At 59.3% G+C, this 21,655-nt stretch carries 19 protein-coding genes; 9 read left to right on the top strand and 10 right to left on the bottom strand.

All coding sequences use genetic code 11. The features are described from left to right. The first annotated feature begins 22 nt into the window (after positions 1 to 22). Positions 23 to 799, top strand: a complete 777-nt coding sequence (locus ACIP1G_RS02480) for an enoyl-CoA hydratase (protein WP_400733373.1) — start codon at positions 23 to 25, stop codon at positions 797 to 799. An 8-nt stretch (positions 800 to 807) separates the two neighbouring features. Continuing rightward, on the top strand, positions 808 to 1,254 hold the full coding sequence (locus tag ACIP1G_RS02475; protein ID WP_400733371.1) for a PaaI family thioesterase: 447 nt from the start codon (positions 808 to 810) through the stop codon (positions 1,252 to 1,254). A 107-nt stretch (positions 1,255 to 1,361) separates the two neighbouring features. Here the strand turns inward: ACIP1G_RS02475 and ACIP1G_RS02470 are convergent, their stop codons facing one another. Genes ACIP1G_RS02470 through ACIP1G_RS02450 form a run of 5 tightly spaced genes read right to left on the bottom strand, consistent with a single transcriptional unit; the run spans position 1,362 to position 9,265 of the window. Further along, positions 1,362 to 2,717, bottom strand: coding sequence for an MFS transporter (locus ACIP1G_RS02470; protein ID WP_400733368.1), 1,356 nt, complete (start codon positions 2,715 to 2,717; stop codon positions 1,362 to 1,364). Continuing rightward, entirely contained in the window at positions 2,714 to 5,113 is a 2,400-nt protein-coding gene (locus ACIP1G_RS02465) for an RND family transporter (protein WP_400733814.1), read from the bottom strand. Before ACIP1G_RS02465 ends, ACIP1G_RS02470 begins: the two co-directional genes overlap by 4 nt. A gap of 10 nt (positions 5,114 to 5,123) precedes the next feature. Then, positions 5,124 to 6,206: a WD40/YVTN/BNR-like repeat-containing protein gene (locus tag ACIP1G_RS02460; protein ID WP_400733365.1), complete on the bottom strand. Its 1,083-nt coding sequence runs from the start codon at positions 6,204 to 6,206 to the stop codon at positions 5,124 to 5,126. A 57-nt stretch (positions 6,207 to 6,263) separates the two neighbouring features. Then, positions 6,264 to 7,637 carry a DUF1329 domain-containing protein gene (locus ACIP1G_RS02455; protein WP_400733363.1) on the bottom strand — a complete coding sequence of 458 codons (1,374 nt, stop codon included), beginning with the start codon at positions 7,635 to 7,637 and terminating at the stop codon, positions 6,264 to 6,266. A 29-nt stretch (positions 7,638 to 7,666) separates the two neighbouring features. Next, positions 7,667 to 9,265, bottom strand: a complete 1,599-nt coding sequence (locus ACIP1G_RS02450; RefSeq protein WP_400733360.1) for a DUF1302 domain-containing protein — start codon at positions 9,263 to 9,265, stop codon at positions 7,667 to 7,669. Positions 9,266 to 9,569: 304 nt separating this feature from the next. On the opposite strand from ACIP1G_RS02450, the gene ACIP1G_RS02445 reads away from it, so the two are divergent. Genes ACIP1G_RS02445 through ACIP1G_RS02430 form a run of 4 tightly spaced genes read left to right on the top strand, consistent with a single transcriptional unit; the run spans position 9,570 to position 13,542 of the window. Continuing rightward, on the top strand, positions 9,570 to 10,055 hold the full coding sequence (locus ACIP1G_RS02445) for a PaaI family thioesterase (RefSeq protein WP_400733358.1): 486 nt from the start codon (positions 9,570 to 9,572) through the stop codon (positions 10,053 to 10,055). 5 nt (positions 10,056 to 10,060) lie between these two features. Then, positions 10,061 to 11,077: an NAD(P)H-dependent flavin oxidoreductase gene (locus tag ACIP1G_RS02440; protein ID WP_392510161.1), complete on the top strand. Its 1,017-nt coding sequence runs from the start codon at positions 10,061 to 10,063 to the stop codon at positions 11,075 to 11,077. Further along, complete coding sequence (locus ACIP1G_RS02435) at positions 11,070 to 12,326, top strand: acetyl-CoA hydrolase/transferase family protein (RefSeq protein WP_400733355.1); 1,257 nt, start codon at positions 11,070 to 11,072, stop codon at positions 12,324 to 12,326. The genes ACIP1G_RS02440 and ACIP1G_RS02435 overlap by 8 nt, the downstream gene beginning before the upstream one ends. A 19-nt stretch (positions 12,327 to 12,345) precedes the next feature. Next, positions 12,346 to 13,542, top strand: coding sequence for an acetyl-CoA C-acetyltransferase (locus ACIP1G_RS02430; RefSeq protein ID WP_400733353.1), 1,197 nt, complete (start codon positions 12,346 to 12,348; stop codon positions 13,540 to 13,542). A 91-nt stretch (positions 13,543 to 13,633) separates the two neighbouring features. Here the strand turns inward: ACIP1G_RS02430 and ACIP1G_RS02425 are convergent, their stop codons facing one another. Together ACIP1G_RS02425 and ACIP1G_RS02420 are read right to left on the bottom strand one after the other, a co-directional pair. Continuing rightward, a complete protein-coding gene (locus tag ACIP1G_RS02425) occupies positions 13,634 to 14,428 on the bottom strand; it encodes an enoyl-CoA hydratase-related protein (RefSeq protein WP_341798474.1) in 795 nt (264 codons plus the stop codon). 80 nt (positions 14,429 to 14,508) lie between these two features. Further along, positions 14,509 to 15,423: an SDR family oxidoreductase gene (locus tag ACIP1G_RS02420; protein ID WP_400733350.1), complete on the bottom strand. Its 915-nt coding sequence runs from the start codon at positions 15,421 to 15,423 to the stop codon at positions 14,509 to 14,511. A 327-nt stretch (positions 15,424 to 15,750) separates the two neighbouring features. Between ACIP1G_RS02420 and ACIP1G_RS02415 the strand changes: the two genes are divergently transcribed. After that, positions 15,751 to 16,545: an IclR family transcriptional regulator gene (locus tag ACIP1G_RS02415; protein WP_400733348.1), complete on the top strand. Its 795-nt coding sequence runs from the start codon at positions 15,751 to 15,753 to the stop codon at positions 16,543 to 16,545. 60 nt (positions 16,546 to 16,605) lie between these two features. Here the strand turns inward: ACIP1G_RS02415 and ACIP1G_RS02410 are convergent, their stop codons facing one another. Genes ACIP1G_RS02410 through ACIP1G_RS02400 form a run of 3 tightly spaced genes read right to left on the bottom strand, consistent with a single transcriptional unit; the run spans position 16,606 to position 19,772 of the window. Beyond that, on the bottom strand, positions 16,606 to 17,760 hold the full coding sequence (locus ACIP1G_RS02410; protein ID WP_400733346.1) for an acyl-CoA dehydrogenase family protein: 1,155 nt from the start codon (positions 17,758 to 17,760) through the stop codon (positions 16,606 to 16,608). Positions 17,761 to 17,771: 11 nt separating this feature from the next. Then, a complete protein-coding gene (locus ACIP1G_RS02405) occupies positions 17,772 to 18,983 on the bottom strand; it encodes an acyl-CoA dehydrogenase family protein (protein WP_400733343.1) in 1,212 nt (403 codons plus the stop codon). 12 nt (positions 18,984 to 18,995) lie between these two features. Further along, positions 18,996 to 19,772 (bottom strand): SDR family NAD(P)-dependent oxidoreductase, encoded by a 777-nt coding sequence (locus ACIP1G_RS02400; protein ID WP_400733340.1) that lies wholly within the window; start codon positions 19,770 to 19,772, stop codon positions 18,996 to 18,998. 48 nt (positions 19,773 to 19,820) lie between these two features. Here ACIP1G_RS02400 and ACIP1G_RS02395 point away from each other — a divergent pair, with 48 nt between their 5' ends. Beyond that, the gene (locus ACIP1G_RS02395) at positions 19,821 to 20,657 is read left to right on the top strand and encodes an IclR family transcriptional regulator (protein WP_400733337.1); all 837 of its coding nucleotides are present in this window, start codon (positions 19,821 to 19,823) and stop codon (positions 20,655 to 20,657) included. Positions 20,658 to 20,691: 34 nt separating this feature from the next. After that, on the top strand, positions 20,692 to 21,624 hold the full coding sequence (locus ACIP1G_RS02390) for an NmrA/HSCARG family protein (protein ID WP_400733335.1): 933 nt from the start codon (positions 20,692 to 20,694) through the stop codon (positions 21,622 to 21,624). Positions 21,625 to 21,655: the final 31 nt, after the last annotated feature.

Below are 21,655 nucleotides of genomic sequence, written 5' to 3'. Positions count from 1 at the left end.
GTGCCAATACAGGAGCAGAATGATGCATTACGAAACCCTGATTCTGGATAAACATGACAAGGTCGGCCTGATTCGCCTTAACCGGCCTGAAGCGTACAACGCACTGAACGACCAGCTGATGAATGACCTGACAGCCGCGCTCGACGACCTCGAGGCCGACGACGCCATTGGCGCCATCGTGCTGATCGGTAGTGAAAAAGCGTTTGCTGCAGGCGCAGACATCAAGATGATGCGCGAATGGAACATGATGGACGTGTTCAAGCGCCAATTCATCACGGCCAATTGGGAGCGTGCCGCGCGCTGCCGCAAACCGGTAATTGCCGCGGTGAGTGGCCTGGCGCTGGGTGGCGGCTGTGAGCTGGCGATGATGTGCGATGTCATCATCGCTGCGGATAACGCCCGATTCGCGCTGCCGGAAATCACCCTGGCCACCATCCCTGGTGCAGGGGGAACACAACGCTTGACTCGCGCCATTGGCAAGTACAAGGCGATGGAGATGATTCTCAGCGGCCGTCCGATGCTCGCCGACGAGGCCGAGCGTAGCGGACTGGTCAGCCGGATAGTGCCACTGGCGGACCTACAGTCCGAAGCGTTGGCATTGGCAGGAAAAATGGCTGGGTTCTCCCAGCCGGTGGTGGCACTGGCGAAAGAATGCGTCAATCGGGCCTTTGAGAGCAGTCTCAGCGAAGGTGTGCTGTACGAGCGCCGTATGGCCTACGTGACATTCGGCACAGAGGACCAAAGCGAAGGGCTGGCTGCATTCGTGGAAAAACGCCCGCCACAGTTCAAGCACCGATAGGAGCCCCCATGGCAAAGCACGATTCGCTCCCCTCAAAGGCCGTTCGGTATGCCGAGTACCGCGTGGAAGTACCCTTTCTGGACCACCTCGATATCCTGGTCGAACCAGAGCCGGAGCCTCCTTGCCTGGTTGTCGATCTTGAACGCAAGCATCTCAACGGCGCCGAACAGGCACATGGTGGGCTGATGATGACCTTGCTTGACATGGCCATGGCCGCTGCAGCGCGAACCACTGACAGCAAAAAACGTTCATGCGTCACGGTGGAAATGAAAACCAACTTCCTGCGCCCCGGGGGCGGCAGCGGCGGTCGGCTGTCAGCCCGTGGCAAGCTGCGCTACGCTAGCAAGACGCTAGCGTTTTGCGAGGGTGACCTGGTTGACGACCAAGAAAGGCTGGTAGCGACTGCCAGCGGCATCTTCAAATTCGTCAACCTGCCTGGAGATGATGCGCCTTGAGCCTTATCGAGCATCGCTAGCAACACCCCTTCGATGGACCCCTTCAAGAGGCGTGCAACATGACGCCTCTTTTTTTTGATCGTTGCTAGGCGACTTCCATGTGAAACCTAGCTCACCATGTTTTCCTCAACTGCCAAACGCATCGCCGGCCTGCCCAGGTGCAAGGCCAGCGCCGCCAAAGGTAACGCCAAGGCAAAGATCAAAGCCAGTGAGTGCCCCACCTTACTATCGTCTTTGAAGATGAAGTCAGTGAACGCCGCGACCACCGACGGCCCAGCCCCTATCCCCAACAAAATCATCACAAACAGGTAGAGAGATGACAAACGCCCCCGCAATTCAGCGGGTGTGGCAATTTGCAATGCCGCAGCTGAAATCCCCATGATAGGGCTCACCAGCACCTGTATTATAAAAAACGCACCCAGAAACACGTAAGGGTCGTGCCATAGCACCCCGACGACCGCGACGGGTACGCTCACCAACGATGTGAAACAGAACAAACGCATATGCGCATCCAAACGCCCGCGCGCGATCTGTCGGTCGATGAGCTGTCCGCATCCCACAGCGCCAATTACCCCACCCAAAGTGCCCACCACTCCAAGCCAAACCCCGATCTGAGCAGGCTTCCAGGCAAATGCGCGATGCAAGTAGGAAGGCGCCCACAACGCCAGCCCGGCAACGGCCATTACACAGAGGGTAAAGCCGATATGGTGACAGAAGAAAAATCGCGCATGGCGGCGTATGTGAGCAAACACCTGCCCGAAAATCGCCGTCGCGAGCGCAGTGGCTGGCCGAACCGTCATCATTGTGCGCCTGGCCGGCTCGCGGAAGGTGAATACCAGTAAACCTAGCAATACGCCGGGCAACCCAATGGTGATGAACACCATTTGCCAGGAACGGACCTCACCCACGACAGGCAGCAGTACCGACTCATGCTCTGCCACCAAGCCCACGATTACCCCGCCCATCAGGTAGGCCATGCCTGTTCCGAACAGCGAGCCCAGGGAGTACACCGCCAAGGCTGTTGTCAGCCGGTGCGCAGGGAAACTGTCTGCCATTAACGAATAGGCAGCTGGGCTCAATGCGGCTTCCCCCGCCCCCACGCCAATACGCGCCAGGAACAGCTGCCAATAATTGTGCGCCAAGCCGCAGAAAGTGGTTGAAAGCGTCCAAATCGTCACACCGCCAAAAATGACCCAGCGGCGGCTGAAGCGGTCGACCAACCAACCCAGCGGCAACCCGCAGACGGCATAAAACAGGCCGAAAGCAAAACCTTGCAACAGCGACAGTTCAAAGTCGGTGATGCCCAGGTCCCGCCGGATCGGGTCCACCAGCAACGAGATAACCAGTCGGTCCAGTAGTGACAACCAATAAAGCAGGAACAAGATCGCAGTCATGTACCACGCGGTCGTGTGCCGAGGGAATGGTTGCAGATTGGCTGCCAAAGCAGGCGTTTCCAATTTCATCGTGCAGTACCCCGTAGCAGGAAGCAGGACAAGGCAGGAATGAGAACCAGCGCACCGAGCATGTTCCAGAGGAACATGAAGGTCAGCAGGATGCCCATGTCTGCCTGGAACTTGATGGGTGACCAGGCCCAGGTGATGACACCTGCAGCAAGCGTGATGCCTACCAGCGCTACTACCTTGCCGGTGAACAGCAAGGCACGCCGGTACGCTTCTGCAAGCGGCACCCCGCTACGCTGCTGCGCCAATTGCACGCTGAGCAGATACAGCGCGTAGTCGACCCCGATACCGACGCCCAAGGCAATGACTGGCAGCGTCGCTACCTTTACGCCAATGCCCAATGCCACCATCAGCGCCTCGCACAGGATCGATGTCACCACTAATGGCACCAGCGCCACCACAACCGCTCTCCAACTGCGGAAGGTGATGAAACAGAGCGCGGCAACCGCCAGGTATACGAACAGCAGCATGGTGCGGTTGGCATCACGCACGACGATATTGGTCACCGCGTCAATACCTGCGGAACCTGCCGCCGGCAAGAATTTCAGCTGATCGGAGTCATGCTCACGGGCGAAGGCCTCCACCGCAGCCAGGACCCGAGCAAGTGTCTGCGCCTTGTGGTCAGCCAGGTAAGCGATAACGGGCACCAGCGAACAGTCCGAGTTGACCAGATCCGGGTTGGCCTCCTGCGCACGCAGCACGGATGTGTTGACCAAGGCCTGGTTATGGCTGATGGTGATCCACTTCGGCGATGCCTCGAAAAGCGCGGAAGACAGCCGGCTGACAGCCCCCGCCAGCGACACCGTGCTCTGCACGCCCGGCACCTGCTGTAGCGCCCATTCCAGGCGGTCAACCTCCATCTGTGTCTGCCATGCTTCGCAGCCGCCTGGCGGGGTTTTGACCATGACCGCAAACTGATCACTGGAAAGCCCGTAGTGGCCAGTAATGAATGCCGAATCCTGGTTATAACGCGCATCGGGCCGGAGCTCCGGAGCCCCCGCGTCCAGATCACCTATCTGCAATTGCAAGCTGATGACAAAACCAGCGGCCGCCAAAGCCAGCGCAAAACCGATTGCCAAAAGCGCCCACTTGGGTTCGGTGAAGCGTACCAGGACGTCCCATGCCCCTGGCGGGTTTTGACTGGACTCATGGCTGCGCCGCGCCGCATTGGCCCCTACGCCCAAGTACGACAGGAGAATTGGCAGCAAGATAAGGTTGGTGAACACCAACACTGCCACGCCAATGCTTGCTGTCAGTGCCAACGATTTGATGACAGGGATGTCAATGATCATCAGCACCCCAAAGCCAACCGCGTCAGCGATCAGGGCTGTCAGCCCGGCCAGAAACAGGCGACGGAACGTAAAGCGTGCAGCAACATACTTGTCAGTCCCCCTGGCGATGTCCTGCATGATGCCATTCATCTTTTGCGCACCATGGGAAATGCCAATGGCAAATACTAGGAACGGCACCAACACCGAGTAAGGGTCAAGTGAATATCCCAATGCCCGCACCATGCCCAGCTGCCAGACAACCGCCACGAGTGAGCAGGCAACCACCAACATCGTGCTGCGCACGCACCGGGTATAACCGTAAAGGATCACTATAGTGACCAGCGCTGCGACAGCGAAGTACATCATGACCTGGTACAAGCCCGCGATCAGGTCGCCCGCCAACTTGCCGAAGCCGACGATATGGATGCGAACTTTCCCGGGTTTGTCTGGCAGAACGGAATCTTGCAACGCTCGCACCGCTTCGAGCTGGGCGTGCAGGGTGCCGTAGTCGATCGGCTCGCCGGTGTCGGCATAACGCTCCAGCAGCGGCGCAATGATCATTGCCGAGCGTTGGTCGTTGGCTATCAGGTTGGCACGTAACCCAGCACGACTGACATTAGTGCGCAGCTCATTGATGGCCCGAGCGGAGCCGTCATAGGTGTCCGGCATCACCGGGCCGCCACGAAAGCCCTCTTCAGTCACTTCGGTCCAGCGCACCACTGGCATCCAGATTGACTTGACGAAAGAACGATTTACCCCGGGCATGAGGAACAGTGCGTCATTGACCTGCTTCAGCGCCTCGAGGTACTCAGGGTCATAAATATCACCCTGGGTATTCTCGACCACAACGCGAAGGTTGTTACCCAACCCGCGCAGGTCTGCCTTGTTTTCAAGGTAATTGCGGATATAGGGGTGAGACTGCGGGATGATGTCCTCGAAACCAGCGTTTACTTGCAGGTTGCTGGCTTGGAATGCAGTCCAGACCGTCAGCAAGGCGCACGCCAGCATGATGAACAAGCGGTGATTGAACAGCAATTGCTCCAGGTAGCTGCCTGAATGCGGATCGAACTGCGCAGCCTCACTGGCTGCGGGCCGGTCACCGGCGCCGCTGTCTTGGAAAATGGTCATGCGGGATTCCTCACTGACGTCCAAGTTCGAGATGCACTACCCCGCCGGCACCCACCGCGACCACGGCAGCAGTGCCCGCCGGGGCCACGCCATATAACGGCATGGTTCTTGGGGTGGAGACCGGCCGAAAGCGCTCCGCAGCCCTGTCCTCACTGATCAGTACTTCGCCAGCCTGAGTAACCAGCACCACCTGCATATCCTTCAATGAGGTCGCAGCGGTAATGGTGTTGTCAGTTCCGGTATTGGCCTTGCTCCAGTGCTGCCCCCGGTCATGGCTGACGTATACGTTGCCGCGCAGGCCAAATAGCAGCAGGCGGTTACCCTGCTCGAGCATGCCGAACCAGGTGCCGTCGTAGGGTGTAGAGACGGAGCCGAAGCGCCCAGTCTGCAGATTTTTTTGCAGCAGCAGCCCTTGTTCCCCCGCCAGGTAGACTTGCCCGGCGTTACCCAACTGGACCGCATTGAAGTGCAAACCACCTGGGTTGTCGGTCTTGTCTGAGAGCACCTGCCAGCTTTGCCCGCCATCTTCGGTTGCGAGTAGCAGGTTGTAGGCGCCGACTGCGTAACCGCTCAGGGCGTCCTTGAAGCGCACGTCCAGAAACGGCCGGCCAGGCCCTTCCTCCTTGAAACGTTCGGCATCCAGCAGTGCTGCTGACGGACCGGCATCACTTTCGTCAGCTTGCGCGGCAAGCGGCTTCCAGTACGCGATCAACAGGTCTGCCAGCGCTCGCCCGTCCAATTGTTTGAGCCAGGTCTTGCCGCCATCGGCTGAGTGCAGGATTACGCCCCCATGCCCAACCGCCCAGCCTTGAACCGGTGTGGGGAAGTGCACGGCAACAAGGTCTACAGACACCGGCACATCGGCCTGATGCCATGTAGTGCCGTCGTCGGAATATAAGGCGTGACCGCGGCGGCCCACTGCCACCCAGCGACCCTCTGGCGTCTGGGTGATACCAGTGAGCATGCTGTGCTGGGCAAGCCTGCTGGGGCTGGCTGGTATATCCAGCGGGTCGCGGAACTGGGCTGCCGCTGCGCAAGCGACACTCAACAGCAGCCCGGCAACGAGCGCCAGTTTTCGTTGTATCAGTAACATCGGCCACTCCTTGTAGGTGGCCCCGAGCGCCACTGCGCCAGGGCCGATCACCGATAATCAGCGGCCACTGCGGGCCTGCAAGGCCTCTGGCGTGAACGTAGAGCGCGGGTGAAGCTTATCCATCACCCGCCAGCCAAACTTCAGGTCGGCATAGTGCTGCGAGAACGAGTACGCCCCAGTGGCAAAGTCATACGCCCAATAGGTGCGCGACATGGGCGCCTGCTTGTCATACAGCTGGCTCATCCCCTGCTGCATCGACTTGTAGAGCTTGCCCGAGCCATCGTATTCGTCAGCCACCCCAGCGCCAGACCAGTCCTCATCGAAGTAGTACACCCGCTTGCTGTATACATGTCGCACGCCCGGTTTGAGGGTACCTTCCACTACCCATACCCGGTGCAGCTCCCAGCGAACATGGTCGGGGTTCACGTGCTTGGGCGTCAGTGACTTGTCAGAGCCGACATTGAAGCTGAGGTCATAGATGTTGTAAGGAATGTACAGCTCACGCTTGCCCACCAGCTTCCAGTCGAAACGGTCAAGACGGCCGGTGTACAGCTCTGCGTCGTCATAGGTAGTCACCCCGCCCTGGGAAGCGATTGGTGTGTCGTAGGCGATGTCCGGGCTCAAGCGCACACGGCGCGTACTGGCCGAGTAGGTGTAGGCCCGCCGGGGCATGTCGACCATGTCGATCGTGTCGTAATACATGGTCGCATCACCTACGCTGCGGGCCGGCCCGGTAAAGTGGTAGGCGTTTTGAAAGATGAACGAATCGTTCTTCTTGACCGACTCGGCGGTAGCCTCCGGGTTATGAAACGCAAAGTTGCGCGATAGCTTGATTTCACCCGAGTTGATCAATTTGCCGTTACTGTCGACGTAGAAGTTGCGCATGTGGTCTTCAACCGCAAGCCCGTTGTACCTTGCCATGTGGTTCCACATGACCTCCTGGCCGGTCTTGGGGATCGGGAAAGGGATGCCGCCAATGGCGCCTTCAAGTGCATCTCCACCTTTGATCAGTTTGGCCTGGGTCGCATTGTTGCGGGTCTTGTCGAGAATGAATTGCGGGTAACTGACGCTGCGGTGTGTGGGATAGACGTCCAGACGATAACTGGGCTGGCGCCGCAACATTTCTTTGGTACCTTCCGACAGCTTGTCCGCGTATTCGGCCATGTTATTTGCCGTGATAGCGTATAGCGGCTTCTCTGCAGCGTACGGATTCACCCATTTGCCGCTGTCTTTTACAAAGCCTGGCGGGTTGGTGGTAGTCGGCAGGCCACCATCGTAGGCGGGTATTTTCCCGTCGGCACTGGCCTGGGCTTGAGATCCGAACAGCGTCAGGGTCTTGCCCAGTTGGGCCGCTTCATCAGCACTGACTGCCGCAAGGGCACTGCTGCTCAGGCCTGCCAGTGCGCAAGCTACACACATTTTTCTAAACATGGATTTGCCTCGTGGTGATTATCGGCAGATCAGAAGGTGGTCTGGTAGGTCAATGACACCCACGCTTTGTCCAGGTACGGAGCCCCAAGAATCAGGTTGTCCGAATCACTTTTCTTCTGGTCGTAATAGGTAACGGCGAGGTCTACGAAATGGCGTGAGTAGGCTTCTGCAGAAATCCCCACCTTGGCGGTGGTGAACCCTTCGCTGCCACCGCCATTGGTAGGGGCGTTGCCACTGAGGTTTCTAGAGAGAAAAATCGGCAGCTTGAGATCGATGCTGGGGAATACCTGGACCCATGTCGGGGTAAAGGCCACGGCCACCGAGTAAAACTCATCATCGGAACAACCGAGCATCTTGGCGTTGCTGTTGCAACCGGCGTTGTAGCCCTTGGCGCGGTAGGCACTGCGGTTGTCGGTGACCTTGTCCAGCTTGGCCCAGGCCAATTCACCGGAAAGGCTGGCGGAATCGAAGAGCGCGGTATCACCATAGGTCTGCACAGCATTGACCAAAGCATGCCACGTAGAGCCGCGCGCGCCCTCCAGACGACGAGCCTGGTCAGCGGCGGCGCCACTGGAGTTGAGCGGCATGTTTTCGCGGTAGGACAACTCAGCGCCGATCGACACACCGCCGATGTTGCTGCTGACGCTCAGGCCATAGAGCTCGATATCCTTGGCATAGACAGCGTGCACCAAACCAGTGGCGAAGTCGCGCTGGGAGACCCATGCAGACTTTTCATCGAAACGGCGGTAGTACAGGCCCAGCGTGCCATCAAACCAGTCCGGTCGATAGCGTACCGACAAGCCGTAATCCCCCTTGTCGCCCTCGATAGCCTTGCCCCGACCAACGTTGGGGCCTTCGAGTATCGCATCGCTCCCCGCAAAGTAAGTACCGCCTTCAGGAATGCGATTCGGGTCCCACTCGAACAGATACTGGCCTGCCACGACAATCTGGTCGCTGGCCTGCGTCATGAACGATATCTGGTCTATCGGCAAGGCCGTTTCTTTGGCCGATGCGCCTGGGTTGGCGGTCGCTTTGCGTAGGTCTGCCGGCGCTTGCGAGTACGAAATTGCGTTAGTGCTGCCGAATAACCCCTCGCCCCAGATTACCGCATGCTGCCCAAGGCGCAGGTCCGTGGGGAGCCCTGCGGGTTCGAAGCGGCCATACACGTAGGCGTCAAGAAACTCCCCGGAAGGGCCCGCGTAATAGCGCTTGACGATATGCGTGAATCGATTGTCAACGTAGCTCGTGCCACCGGGGACCGTCGCAGGGTTTTTGCCGTCGTATGCCTCGTCGTACCAAGCCGCCGCACTCAAACGGGCCCCGTAACGCCCCTGGTAGTTCAGGTCGATCTCACTGAGCAAGTCCAGACGGTTGCTGATGGTGTCGTACTTGTCGAACGCGGCATTGCTTTGATCGTAAGCGCCGCCCCCTGCCCGGTCGATCAAGTGGCTCTGGTCTTGCAGGCGCATGGCCCAGTTGTAACGCACCGTGTTGTCCCAACGGAGACGGAAATCGGAATCACCCAAGTCAACTTCGAACGCCTGGGCCTGGCCTACCGTCATGCACGCAATCGCTACGCCAAGCAAATGGGGCTGCAAGCGCCCCGGTGACATCGCCTTCATCATCATTGATAACCCATTTTGGCTTTTTTATTGGAAGGGTACGGCCGTCGCAGATTCATATTTGTGAATGGAGTTCCATAAATAGACCAGATGATTCCGCCACGCAAGAAAGCATCTGAAAAATTCAAAGCAGCGTAGGTGCTGCACTCTCAGCGAGTAGACCGTTTGAAACCTACCCAGGACGCTTGCTTAAAAGGCAGAGCAAGTGATCATTCGTATTGATATACGAACGGCGTTCAGTTTAAATTGACGTGAATTCGTCACTGCTTTACTGGCTTTTCCCTAAAGCACGCCGAGGGCACAGCGGCAAATGAACGCTATAGAGCACCCCCTGACATCTACACAGCTCCAACGGGTCATCGACGCCAATGCGTTCAGCTCCTGGATGCAAATTCGTGTTCACCGGGTCAGCGAGAACGGTATCGAACTGCACCTGCCGAGCCGTCCGGAGATGCTTGGCACCGAGGCATTGCAGCGGGTGCATGGAGGCGTTATCTCCAGCCTCATCGATGTCGCCTGCGGATACGCGGCGATGTGCGTCAATGGTCGCGGGGTCAGCACCGTCAGCCTGCAAACCGATTTTCATCGTGCAGCTACACCCGGCGCGCTGCGCGTCGAAGGTTGTGTGGTGCATCGGGGTGGGCGCCTGTGTACTGCTCATGCACGTGTCCTGGACAGCGCAGGCACGCTGTTGGCCAGCGGCCGCTGCACCCTCTACATCAGCCGTGAAGCACACCCTGCGCTTGCTCCCGATTCGCCCAAGGCAGCCTCACCGGGCGCTTCATTTCAGAGGTAACAACAATGCGAGAAGCACTGTTCACTACCCGCATCACAGAACTTCTCGGCATTCGTCACCCGATCCTGTGTGGCGGCCTGGGCCCTGCACTTGCCGACGCCGAGTATGTAGCTGCGGTGGTCAATGCGGGCGGCATGGGATTCCTGGTCGCGGCCGGCTTCCCGGACCCGGAGATGTTTCGCGAGCAATTGCTGCGCTGCCGCCATCTCACAGGTGGCCAAGGCTTTGGGGTCAACTTGTATATTTCTCGCCAGGCCGGCGGAGCCCAACGCCTTGAGCGGCAGATACAGGTGCTTATCGAAGAAGGCGTGAAGTGCGTGGAAACCGCTGGCGCGAGCCCCGAGGCAGTGCTACCGGCACTGCGCGATGCGGGCATCAAGGTCCTGCACAAAGTTCCCGCCGTGCGTTATGCGCGCAGTGCCGCACGGCTAGGCGTTGATGCGGTGATCGTGGTCGGTAACGACTGCGGCGGTCACCCCGGCATTCATGGCATCAGCAGCATGGTCCAGGCCGCACAGGCCACAGCCGAACTCAGCGTCCCGATCGTCATTGCCGGAGGTATAGGCACTGGCCGGCAGCTGGCGGCCACGCTTGCCATGGGTGCCGACGCCATCCTCATGGGTTCACGCATGCTGGTGGCCAAGGAGTTGGCAATCCATGAGGCCTATAAAACCCAGGTGGTATGCGGCGACGGCACTGAGAGCATCGTGGTCAAGACCGGCCTGCGGGACCATCACCGGGTGCTCCTCAACGAAAGCGCCAAAGCCGTTGCTGCGCTCGATGCTACTGGGGCCAACGACTTCGAACAGTACCGACCTCACGTGGTTGGCGCCCTGGCAACCGAGGCCTACAGAAGCGGCGACAGCCGCCTGGGCATGCTCGACTACGGCCCTGCTGTGGTGTTCGCCGACGCCATCAAACCTGTTGAAGCCATCTTTGACGACATCATCGATGACGCACGCAATGCCATGAGCCGTCTCGGCCAACTGACTCACCCCCACAAGAAAAATGACCATGACTGAATTGCTGGCTAGCGAACATTCACTCGACCTCAGCGGCCTGGTAAAGCGCGGTGATACCGTGATGTGGGGGCAGGCCAATGCGGAGCCCTTGGCGTTAACCCAGGCTTTGATGCAACAGCGTCAGCGTATCGGCAATTTTCGTGTTTTCCTCGGGATAACCGACAGCGACACCTGTCGCCCCGAACATGCCGACTGTGTTGAGTTTCTCTCATATTGCGGCAGCGGCGAGAACAGGGCGCTCGCCAAGGCGGGTGCACTGCAGATTCTGCCAAGCCATTATTCCGAGTTTCCCAGCCTGATCCGCCAAGGCCTTCTGCAGGTGGATGTGCTGATGTTGCAATTGGCTTCCGCAGACGCATTGGGGCGGTACAGCCTGGGACTTGCCCACGAGTACCTTCTGCCAGCATTGGAAAAAGCCAGGCTGGTCATTGCCGAAGTGAACCAGGCGTGCCCTTGGACGTATGGCGAGCGCTACCTGCACGCCAAAGAACTGGACCTGATCGTGCACACCAACCGTCCTCCCCTGCAAAGCCGAGCCATAGCGCCCGGCCCGGTAGAGCGCGACATCGCCCAGCGCGTTGCCGAGCGTATCCAGCACGGCTCCACCCTCCAACTGGGTATTGGTGCAATCCCTGAAGCCGTGCTTCATGCCCTGCACGGCCATCGCGAGCTTGGCGTTCACTCAGGGACTATCGGCGATGGAGTAGCCGACCTCATGCAGAACGGCGTGATTACCAATTCCCGCAAGAGCCAGGACAAAGGGGTCACGGTGGCGGGCGTACTGATGGGCAGTGAGGCGCTTCATCGCTTCGCTCATTGCAACCCGTCCATCCGCATGCGCTCTACCGCCTACACCCATTGCGCACAAACCCTCGCGGCTCAACATCAATTTGTGGCCATCAACTCGGCAATCGAGGTTGACCTGACCGGGCAAATCAACGCTGAAAGCGTGGGTGGCAACTACATTGGCGCGCTCGGTGGCGCTGTCGACTTCCTGCGCGGGGCACGACAGTCCCGGGGCGGCCTGCCAATCATTGCCCTGCCCTCCACTGCCGGGGCGCGCAGCCGTATCGTTTCCCAACTCAGTGGCCCAGTCAGCACCCCGCGCAGCGACGCGGGGTTGATCGTAACCGAATACGGCGTTGCCGACCTGCGCGGCTTGAGCCTCAGCCAGCGTGCCCGCTGCATGATTGAAATTGCCCACCCCGATTATCGCGAACAACTGAAACGAGACGCCGCCAGCCTTTAGCTGGCAACAGGAGCCCACCATGAGACGTGCAGCAATTGTCGCCCCCCTGCGAACCCCCGTTGGTACTTTCGGGGGTAGCCTGCGGCCACTTGCCGTAGAGGTACTCGGCGCCCATGTAGTGAACGCAGTTTTGAACAAAAGCGGCCTGGACCCCGCGCGTATCGACGATATCGTCTTCGCCCAATCCTATGCCAACAGCGAAACCCCTTGCGTGGGCCGCTGGATCGGTCTGCAGGCAGGCCTGCCGGTGGAAGTCCCGGGCATGCAGTTGGACCGGCGCTGCGGCGGCGGACTGCAAGCGATATTGAGTGCTGCCATGATGGTACAAACCGGCGCTGCTGATGTGGTGGTCGCTGGTGGCGTCGAGAGCATGAGCAATATCGAGTACTACAGCACCGATATGCGCTGGGGCTCACGGGCTGGTACGGTCAAGCTGCATGACCGCCTCGAGCGTGGGCGTGAACGCTCTCAACCGGAAGAGCGCTTCGGCTTCATCTCCGGGATGATCGAAACGGCAGAAAATCTTGCCCGCAGCTATGGCATCAGCCGTGAGGCCAGCGATGCCTACGCGATTGAAAGCCACCGTCGAGCAGCACAAGCCTGGGCCGAAGGCCGGTTCGAAGCCGAAGTCGTCCCGGTCAGTGTGACGCAACGCAAGGGCGAACCCCTTCTATTCAGTCGCGATGAAGGTATCCGTGCCGATGCCAACCTGGAAAGCCTGGGCAAATTGCGCACACTGGTGCGTGACGGCACCGTGACTGCAGGCAACTCCAGTCAGCAAAACGACGCGGCAGCGGCCTGCTTGGTGGTCGCCGAGGACAAGCTCGCCGAATTGGGGCTGGAACCCATGGGCTTTCTGGTTGGCTGGGCCGCTGCGGGTTGCGAGCCCTCGCAAATGGGCATAGGCCCGGTGCCCGCCGTGCACAAACTGCTGGCAAGGACTGGCCTGAGTCTGGCGCAGATGGACCTGGTCGAGTTGAATGAAGCGTTCGCCTGCCAGGTACTGGCGGTGCTGAAGGGGTGGCAATGGCATGACACCGAACGGCTGAACGTGAATGGCTCTGGCATCTCGCTGGGCCATCCCATTGGTGCGACGGGCGTGCGCATGTTGACCACACTGCTGCATGAGCTGCAGCGACGCCAAGGGCGCTACGGTCTGGAAACCATGTGCATCGGCGGTGGCCAAGGGCTGGCTGCAATCTTCGAACGCTACTAGCTGCGGCGGGAACAGTGGATCAAGCTGTTCCCACCTGAACAAATGGCCGCAATGCGGCCTTTTGTTTTGAACCCACCGAGTTTGACTGCGATCAACGGCCTTTGAAGACTGGCTTGCGCTTTTCACGGAACGCGTTGACCGCTTCCTGATGATCTTCTGTCAAATTCGACAATGCCTCATAGGCCAGCGAGGCGTCGATGACGGATGTCACCGCTTGCTTGAGCACGATGTTCATCGACGCCTTGGTCCACTGGATGGCGTAAGCTGCGCCGTTTGCGAGCCGCGTGGCCATTTCCTGAACCCGATCATCCAGCGCCTCGGGGGCAACGGCGTAATTGATCAGGCCGATTTTTTCGGCAAGCTCAGCAGTCAAGGCATCGCCGGTGAGCAAGTACTCTTTGGCTTTGGCAAACCCGACCAATTGAGGCCAGATCGCGGCCCCACCGTCGCCCGCAACGAAGCCGACAGCGACATGTGGGTCACCAATCTTGGCCGGCAACGCCGCGTAGCTGATATCGCAATACAGCGCGAGGGTCGCGCCCAGGCCAATGGCATGGCCATTGATCTTGGCGATGATGGGCTTCTGGCAGTCCAGCATCGAAAAAACGATCTGCTTGCCCCGGCGCATGCTATCGAAAAAGCGCTGAGGTTCATCGATGACCTTCTGCATTTCTTCGATATCACCACCGGCACTGAACGCACGCCCTGCGCCCGTGAGAACGATTACCCGGGTATCGGCATCATGGCCCGCCTCGATGAACACTCTCGACAGCTCTTTATCCATATCGTCGTCAATGGCATTGAGCGTATCCGGCCGATTCAGGGTAATCGTCAGGATGCCGTTATTGCGCTCTAGCTTGAGCGCTTCGTAGCTTGAAAGATTCATTGCTGTCCTCATCTCGCTGCCCTGTCCGGGCGCATCATCAATATAGGCGAAGTGGCCTTGCCAGTGTCATGACGCTGGGCTCAAACAGGGTCCCAGGAGAACACATCACCCGAGCGCTCGACGGGTACGAACGAGCCCTTTAGGGCAGGCATGCCGTGCTCAGCCAAGGACTCAGGCGTCCAGCCCTCGGACCGCTGGACCGAACGGATCGGACGAGGCTGACTCATCAGGAAGATTTCATTGTTGCGCACGGCAAAGACCTGCGCATTGACAGCCTGGGCTTGGTCGCTGGCCAAATAGACGCAGATAGGGGCGATCTTGGCGGGTGTCATCTGCTTGATTTTCTCGACCCGCGCCTGCTGCTCCGGCGTGTCGGTGGGGATGGCACCAATCATGCGACTGAAGGCGAAGGGCGCGACACAGTTCGAACGAACATTGAACCGCTCCATGTCCAGCGCAATGGATTTGGACAAGGCCATGATGCCCAGCTTGGCGGCGTTGTAATTGGCCTGGCCCAGGTTGCCGATGAGGCCTGAGGTAGAGGTCATGTGAATGAAGCAGCCTGCCTCCTGCTCCTTGAAGTAGTTAGCGGCGGCGCGGCTGACGTAGAACGACCCGTACAAATGAACCTTGAGCACCGCGTCAAACTCCTCAGCACTCATTTTGTGGAAGAAGCGGTCACGTAGAATGCCCGCATTATTGACCACGCAATCGATCCTGCCGAATCGTTGCACCGTCTGCTCAACCATGCGCGCAGCGCCCGCCTGGTCCGAGACACTGTCCGTATTTGCCATGGCCTCGCCACCGGCAGCAATGATTTCGTCCACCACGCGCTGGGCCGGGCCCACATCTGCGCCCTCCCCCGATACCGAGGCGCCGACATCATTGACCACGACCTTGGCCCCATGTTGCGCCATCAGCAAGGCAATATCACGCCCGATACCACCGCCGGCACCAGTCACCAAAACGACCTTACCTTCGACCATAACCGCCATATGATTTGCTCCGTATCGTTGTACGCGCGCTGAAATTGCGCCTAGGGCCATACATTGCTGACAGCTCGAAGCCAGTCAGCTTCAAGGTCATAATAATGAACGTCGTTCCTATAAGCAAACCTTAGGTAGGTTACTAAGTACCATCCAGGGATAGCGTCACGCCCATACTATATGCTGCAAGCGAGATGAATAGCGGTGCGCAGGACAAAATCGGCCCTAGTCTAAATGGAGGATCACAACTGAACGGTATTTGATATACTGCACGTGACTTGCAAGGCACCGCCCAGTGCCCACTGCATCAACAATTTCACCCACAAGGGTTAATTCATGAAAAAAAGGGAAGATGAAGTGGACGCCACTGAAACGCCAGCTTCGCTGGGCCCTCGATCGGTCACCCGAATTCTTGGTCTTTTTGAGGTCCTCGCCAAATCCCCGGACGGCATGTCACTGGCAGAGCTCAGCAGCACCCTTGAGTCTCCCAAAAGCAGCCTGCTGACGTTGCTGCGGCCGCTGGTTGCCGAGGGCTACCTGAACCACACGACCAGCCGTTACCACCTTGGGCCATTCATCTACCGCCTGGCCGGCAACATCCTGGCCACCCGAAATTTCTCCAGGATGATGCGCCCGTACCTGCACGACCTCGCAGGCAAAACCGGCGAAAGCATCTACCTGTCCGTGATCGACATGGAGACCCAAATGGTCACCCATATCGATGGCATCGACTCGCAAAACCCCGTGCGTTACGTATCGCCATTGGGCGCACCTCGGCCACTGCACTGCACGGCACCTGGCAGATTGCTCCTGGCTTACCAAGACGAAAAAACGCAAGAGCGCTACCTGCGCACTGCCAAGCTCAAGGCGATGACCTGGAGAACCGTCACAGATCGCAGCACACTCAAGAAGCAGCTCAAGGAAATCCGCGAGAGTGGTATTTCCATCAGTATCAGCGAGCTCAGCGAGGGCGCAGCTGGTATTGCCGCCCCCGTCTTTGACACTGATGGCACCGTCGCCGCAGCATTGGTGATCGCAGCGCCTGCTGAACGGATGCAGCATAAGCTCAATGACTTGCGGCCATTGCTACTGGAAACCGCCGCTGAGGCATCGGGCCAGTTGAAGCACTGATTCGCTCGTCCACTTGCCAAGGGCCCGCCGGCATACCGGCAGGCCCCGATTGCACCCTTGCTATGCAGCAGCACCGATACCCTGGATTGAGCGCGTGTAGCGCGCCAGGTGATACTCCAACCCGCCCCACCACGCATTGCTCAGCACAAGGCGGCGGTAGTGATGACCCACCCTGAACTCTTCCGTCAACCCGTAGCCGCCATGCAGCTGTATACCCTGCGCGGTGACGAATTTTGCGCCGCGCATGACCTGTGCCTTGCAACCTGATATCTGGGCGCTGCGCTCGTGCACTGGAGCCTCGCCCGCCAGCATAGCCAAGCCCCGATGTAGGCTAGCGCGCGCCTGCATGGTTTCGATAGCCATGTCGGCCATACGGTGCTGAAGCGCCTGGAAGCTGCCAATCGGCACCCCAAACTGCTTTCGGATCTTGAGGTAGTCGGCGCATAGAGCAAGCACATCCTCCATCCCACCTACGATTTCTGCACACTGGTGCACGATCAGCTCATCAATGGCCCGTTGCAATCCGACATAAGCGTGGCCTTCCCTACCCAGCAGGGCATCAGCCGGGACGACTGCATTGTCGAGGCGCAAATCCGCAGCCGGTGTTCCGTCAAGCAAGCGCACCGTTTCCAGTGACATGCCAGGGGTATCCCGCTCCAGAACAAAAAGTGACAGGCCTTCGATGCTCGCTGGCTCCCCGGCTGTGCGGGCGACTACGAGCAGCCGATCGCTTTGCGCGGCGCAGACCACTGCGCTCTTGTGACCATTCAAGATGTAGCCGTCACCCCGTCGCTGCGCTGTCGTCGTTACCCACGCCACGTCTCCCCGGGATTCAGGCTCGCTGCAAGCCACTGCCATCAATATTTCACCCGAACCGATGGCGGGCAGTAGTTCGGCTTGCTGCGCCTCATCGGCGCAATGCCGCAGCACCGCTGCGGGCAGCAGGCAACCATGCAAGTACGGCTCAAGCAGCAAACCCCGCCCCATCTCTTCTGCAAGGATTGCCGTTTCCACCGGACCGAAGCCTACACCGCCAAACGCTTCGGGGATGCCTGCGGCCAACCAGCCCATGTCGGCAAACTCCCGCCAGACCTGCGGTTCGAAACCGCCGCTGGTGGCAATGGCCCGGCGCCTGCTGAAGGCGTAATCCCTCTCCATGAAGCGCCGGGCGTTTTCCTGGAGCATGCGTTGCTCATCGCTCAGATTGAAATCCATGCTACTCCCCCTCAAAGATTGAACATTGCCTTGGCGATGATGTTGCGTTGTATCTCGGCAGCCCCACCGTAGATCGAACAAGCCCGGCGATAGAACAGTTCAGCAGCCATGCCCGGCGCGAATACTGGGCCCGTGAATCGCTGATCGCGCAGCGCGCGGTCCTCGTTCGGGTCTGGGTAGTAGACAGCCCCGTAGTCACCCAGCACCTCAACCAGCATCTCGGTCAGTTTCTGGTGCAGCTCGGACCCGCGGACCTTCAGCATCGAGCCGATCGCCATGCCTCCGGTCTGCTCACTAACCCCCAGGTGCAGCACCCGCTTGACGGCCATGTCAATTGCCAGTACCTCCAGCTCGTATTCGGCCAAGCGGTTGGCGAACGTCGGGTCCTGTATCAGCGGCAGCGCGCCAGCGCGCTCCTGCGAGGCATAGCGGCGAATCTTGGCCAGGTAGCGCTTGAGCGCCGGCGCTTCGGCACCGAGAAACGCACGCTCGTTGAACAGCAGGAACTTGGTGTAGCCCCACCCTTTGTTTTCCTCGCCCACCAGATTCTCTACAGGCACCCGAACGTTGTCGTAGAACACCTCGGCCAAGTGGTTGCAACCGTCCAGGCTGGTGATCGGCCGCACCGTCACCCCAGGCGTGGCAAGGTCGACGAGCAAAAAGGAGATGCCTTTTTGCGGTTTGGCTTCAGTGTCGGTGCGCACGAGCAGAAAGCACCACTGCCCCCAAATTGCATTACTGGTCCAGATCTTCTGGCCATTGACGATGTAATGGTCGCCGTCGCGAACTGCAGTGGTGCGCAACGACGCAAGGTCCGACCCCGCTTCAGGCTCCGAAAACCCTTGCACCCAATACACTTCACCTTTTTGTATTGCCGGCAGGAATCGGCGCTTCTGCTCGTCACTGCCAAACTCGCAGATCACCGGGCCAACCAGTGTCACGCCTTGTTGGTTGGGCGATGGCGCACCGGCGAGGTAGCACTCCTCTTCAAAGATGTACCGCTGTTCTGCAGTCCAGTCGGTGCCGCCGTGCTCCTTCGGCCAGAACGGCACTGACCAACCGCGGGCCTCATGCAGGATTTTTGTCCACTTCAGCGAGTCATCATCGCCCGGCAAGTAGCCTTGCTGGCCGCGCCACGCCATGTCGGCAGGCAGGTGCTCGCGCAAGAAGGCGCGGACTTCCTCTCGGAAAGCTTCGCTGTTTGCGTTGGGTTCAAAATTCATGGGTAGCCTCGCTCAGCGGAAGGAAATCGTATGGCCGCCGTCGACCGCAATGGTCTGGCCATTGATGTAGCCACCGGAGGGCGATGCCAGCAATACGGCCAGGCCCGCCAATTCTTCGACCTCGCCAAAGCGCTGGGACGGGTTGCGCCCGCGGTACCATTGCACCATCGCCTCGTCTTCCCACTGCGACCGCGCCATTTCAGTCTTGAAGGTGCCCGGGGCAATGCAGTTGGCGGTGACCCCTTTGCTGGCGAATTCATTGGCCATATTGCGCACCAGCTGCATATCAGCCGCCTTGGTCAAGCCATAGGTCCCGGTGACCGGGTCGCCCAACAGGCCGACAACGGAGGCCACGACGATGAAACGCCCATAACCGCGCTCCAGCATGCCCGGCATGGTCATTTGTGCCAGCCAGATACTGCTCTGCACATTCACTTGCATGAATTTGTTGAAGGTTGCCTCCGGCAAGTCCAGCACCGAACCAATCCAGGGGTGGATCGCAGCATTGGCCATGACAATATCCACGCGCCCCCACTGGGCCATGGCAGTGTCGACCAAACGCTGTAACTCTTCCTTGCTGCCAATGTTACAAGGCACCGCGATCGCTTCACCGCCTGCGGCCCGAATCTCGGCCGCAGCAGTTTCACAGGCTTCGGCTTTGCGGCCGGAGATCACTACCCGGGCGCCATGCTCTGCCATACCTTTGGCACTGGCCAGCCCCAAGCCGCGGCTGGATCCGGTGATGATTGCCACTTTGCCGCGCAGGTCAAACAAGGAAGATACGGTCATTCTGTTCCCTTCTATTTTTATTCGCTGTGCAAATGTTGTATCCACATCGTGAATTTAGACTATACTCCGATCACCTCAGTCGAGCGCAAGTTAATGAGTTCAGAATCTTCGAAAAAACCGATACCCGAGGGCGAGAAAGATCGCCAGTACGTCACCGCCTTGGCCCGCGGGCTCCAGATATTGCGATGCTTCAGCCACGAACAGCCCGAGCTGACACCCCAGGAAATCGTGCGCATGACAGGTCTCCCGCAGCCTACGGTCTGGCGGCTCTGCCATACCCTCAGCAAAGAGGGCTTCATCGTATGCGCGGGCGAAAACAACCGCATGGCGCTCGGTTTGCCTGCGCTGGCGCTGGGTTATGCAGCCCTCGTGCGGCAGTCGTTGCCGAAAGTTGCCCTGCCACATATGCAGGCGCTGACCGACAACCTGCGTTTGGGTACGTCACTGGCCGTTCGCGACGGCCTGTCGATGCTGTACATCCAGCGCACACATGGCGACTTCGTGTACATGAACGACCCCGTGGGCGCCCGGCGCCCTTTCGCCACCGCGCCGACCGGCTGGGCATGCTTTGCCGCTTACGATACGGATGAGCGTAACGAGGTTCTCGAGGCCCTCGAGCACCATGACCCCAAGGCAATGCCCAGCGTGCGCGCCCTGCTCGACCAAGCGTGTACGCAGTATGCGCAGCATGGGTTCATCACCAGCATTGGCGTGATCCACGAGCACCTCAATGCGGTGGCAGTACCCATCCGCTCATTGCGCAGCGGCACTGTCTACGCGCTTTCCGCATCAGGCCTTGCTGCAGAGTGGCCAGAAGAAAGACTCATGGCCGAGGGCCGTCAGCTGGTTGAGTTGGCCAGACAACTTGCAGTCGCGGCCGACTGAAACACCCTTTTGTCCATCACCTATGGAGTTATCAATGTCAGCGATCAAACCCCTGATCCTCGTTACCGGGGCCACTGGTGCACAAGGCGGCGCCACTGCCCGAGCGCTGCTTGCAGAGCATTTTCGCGTGCGCTTTCTAACGCGCAATCCTGACTCGCCAGCGGCTGTAGCCCTGGTCGCCGCTGGTGCTGAAGCGGTAACGGGCGACATGGAGGATGCAGCCTCGTTAGCCAGCGCTGTGACGGGTGCATCGGGCGTATTTTCGGTCCAGGTACCCGACGCTGCCGAAACAGACTCAGAGCGCCGTCATGGGTATGCGTTGATTGAAGCGGCCAAAGTCGCAGGAGTGACCCATTTCGTTCACACCTCGGTCTGCGAAGCGGGCAAGCACACCGCATTTCCACGCTGGGGCAGTGATTACTGGTGGCAAAAGTACTGGACTGACAAATGGGACGTGGAAGAGGCCGTACGCAGCGCCGGCTTCAACCATTGGACGGTATTGAAGCCAGCTTTCATGATGGACAACTTCGCTCAGCCCAAAGCCCGCTACATGTTCCCGCATTTGCAGCAAGGTCAGATCATCACGGCCCTGGCCCCCGCTACACGCATGCAGCTTGTCGCAGCAGACGATGTCGGCAAGCTTGCTCATGCCGCCTTCAAGGATCCGCAGCATTTTGCAGGTAAAAACATCGACCTGGCGGTCGAAGCGCTCACCATGGAAGAGGTGGCAAGCGCGCTGTCTCAGGCGCTGGGCAAACCTGTGTCAGCCCAGTCCGTGAGCCCTGAGCAGGCAGTCGAGTCCGGGTTGTTCGCCGGCTGGGTGCGTTCCCAGGAGTGGACCAACGAAGTGGGCTATCGCGCAGATATCCCGGCGCTCACTCAAGCACTGGGCGATCGCGGCATCGTGCTGACGCCTTTCGCTACCTGGATTGAGCGCCACGCTGCAGAGATCCAGATCGACGCCTGACCGAAATCGCTCGTGGTTCACCAACAACAAG

Origin of the sequence: Pseudomonas sp. NPDC089392, from assembly GCF_044749595.1 — a bacterium.
In the GTDB taxonomy this organism is placed as follows: domain Bacteria; phylum Pseudomonadota; class Gammaproteobacteria; order Pseudomonadales; family Pseudomonadaceae; genus Aquipseudomonas.
The sequence above is the reverse complement of the archived record's forward strand: the minus strand, read 5'-3'. Positions and strand labels throughout refer to the sequence as shown.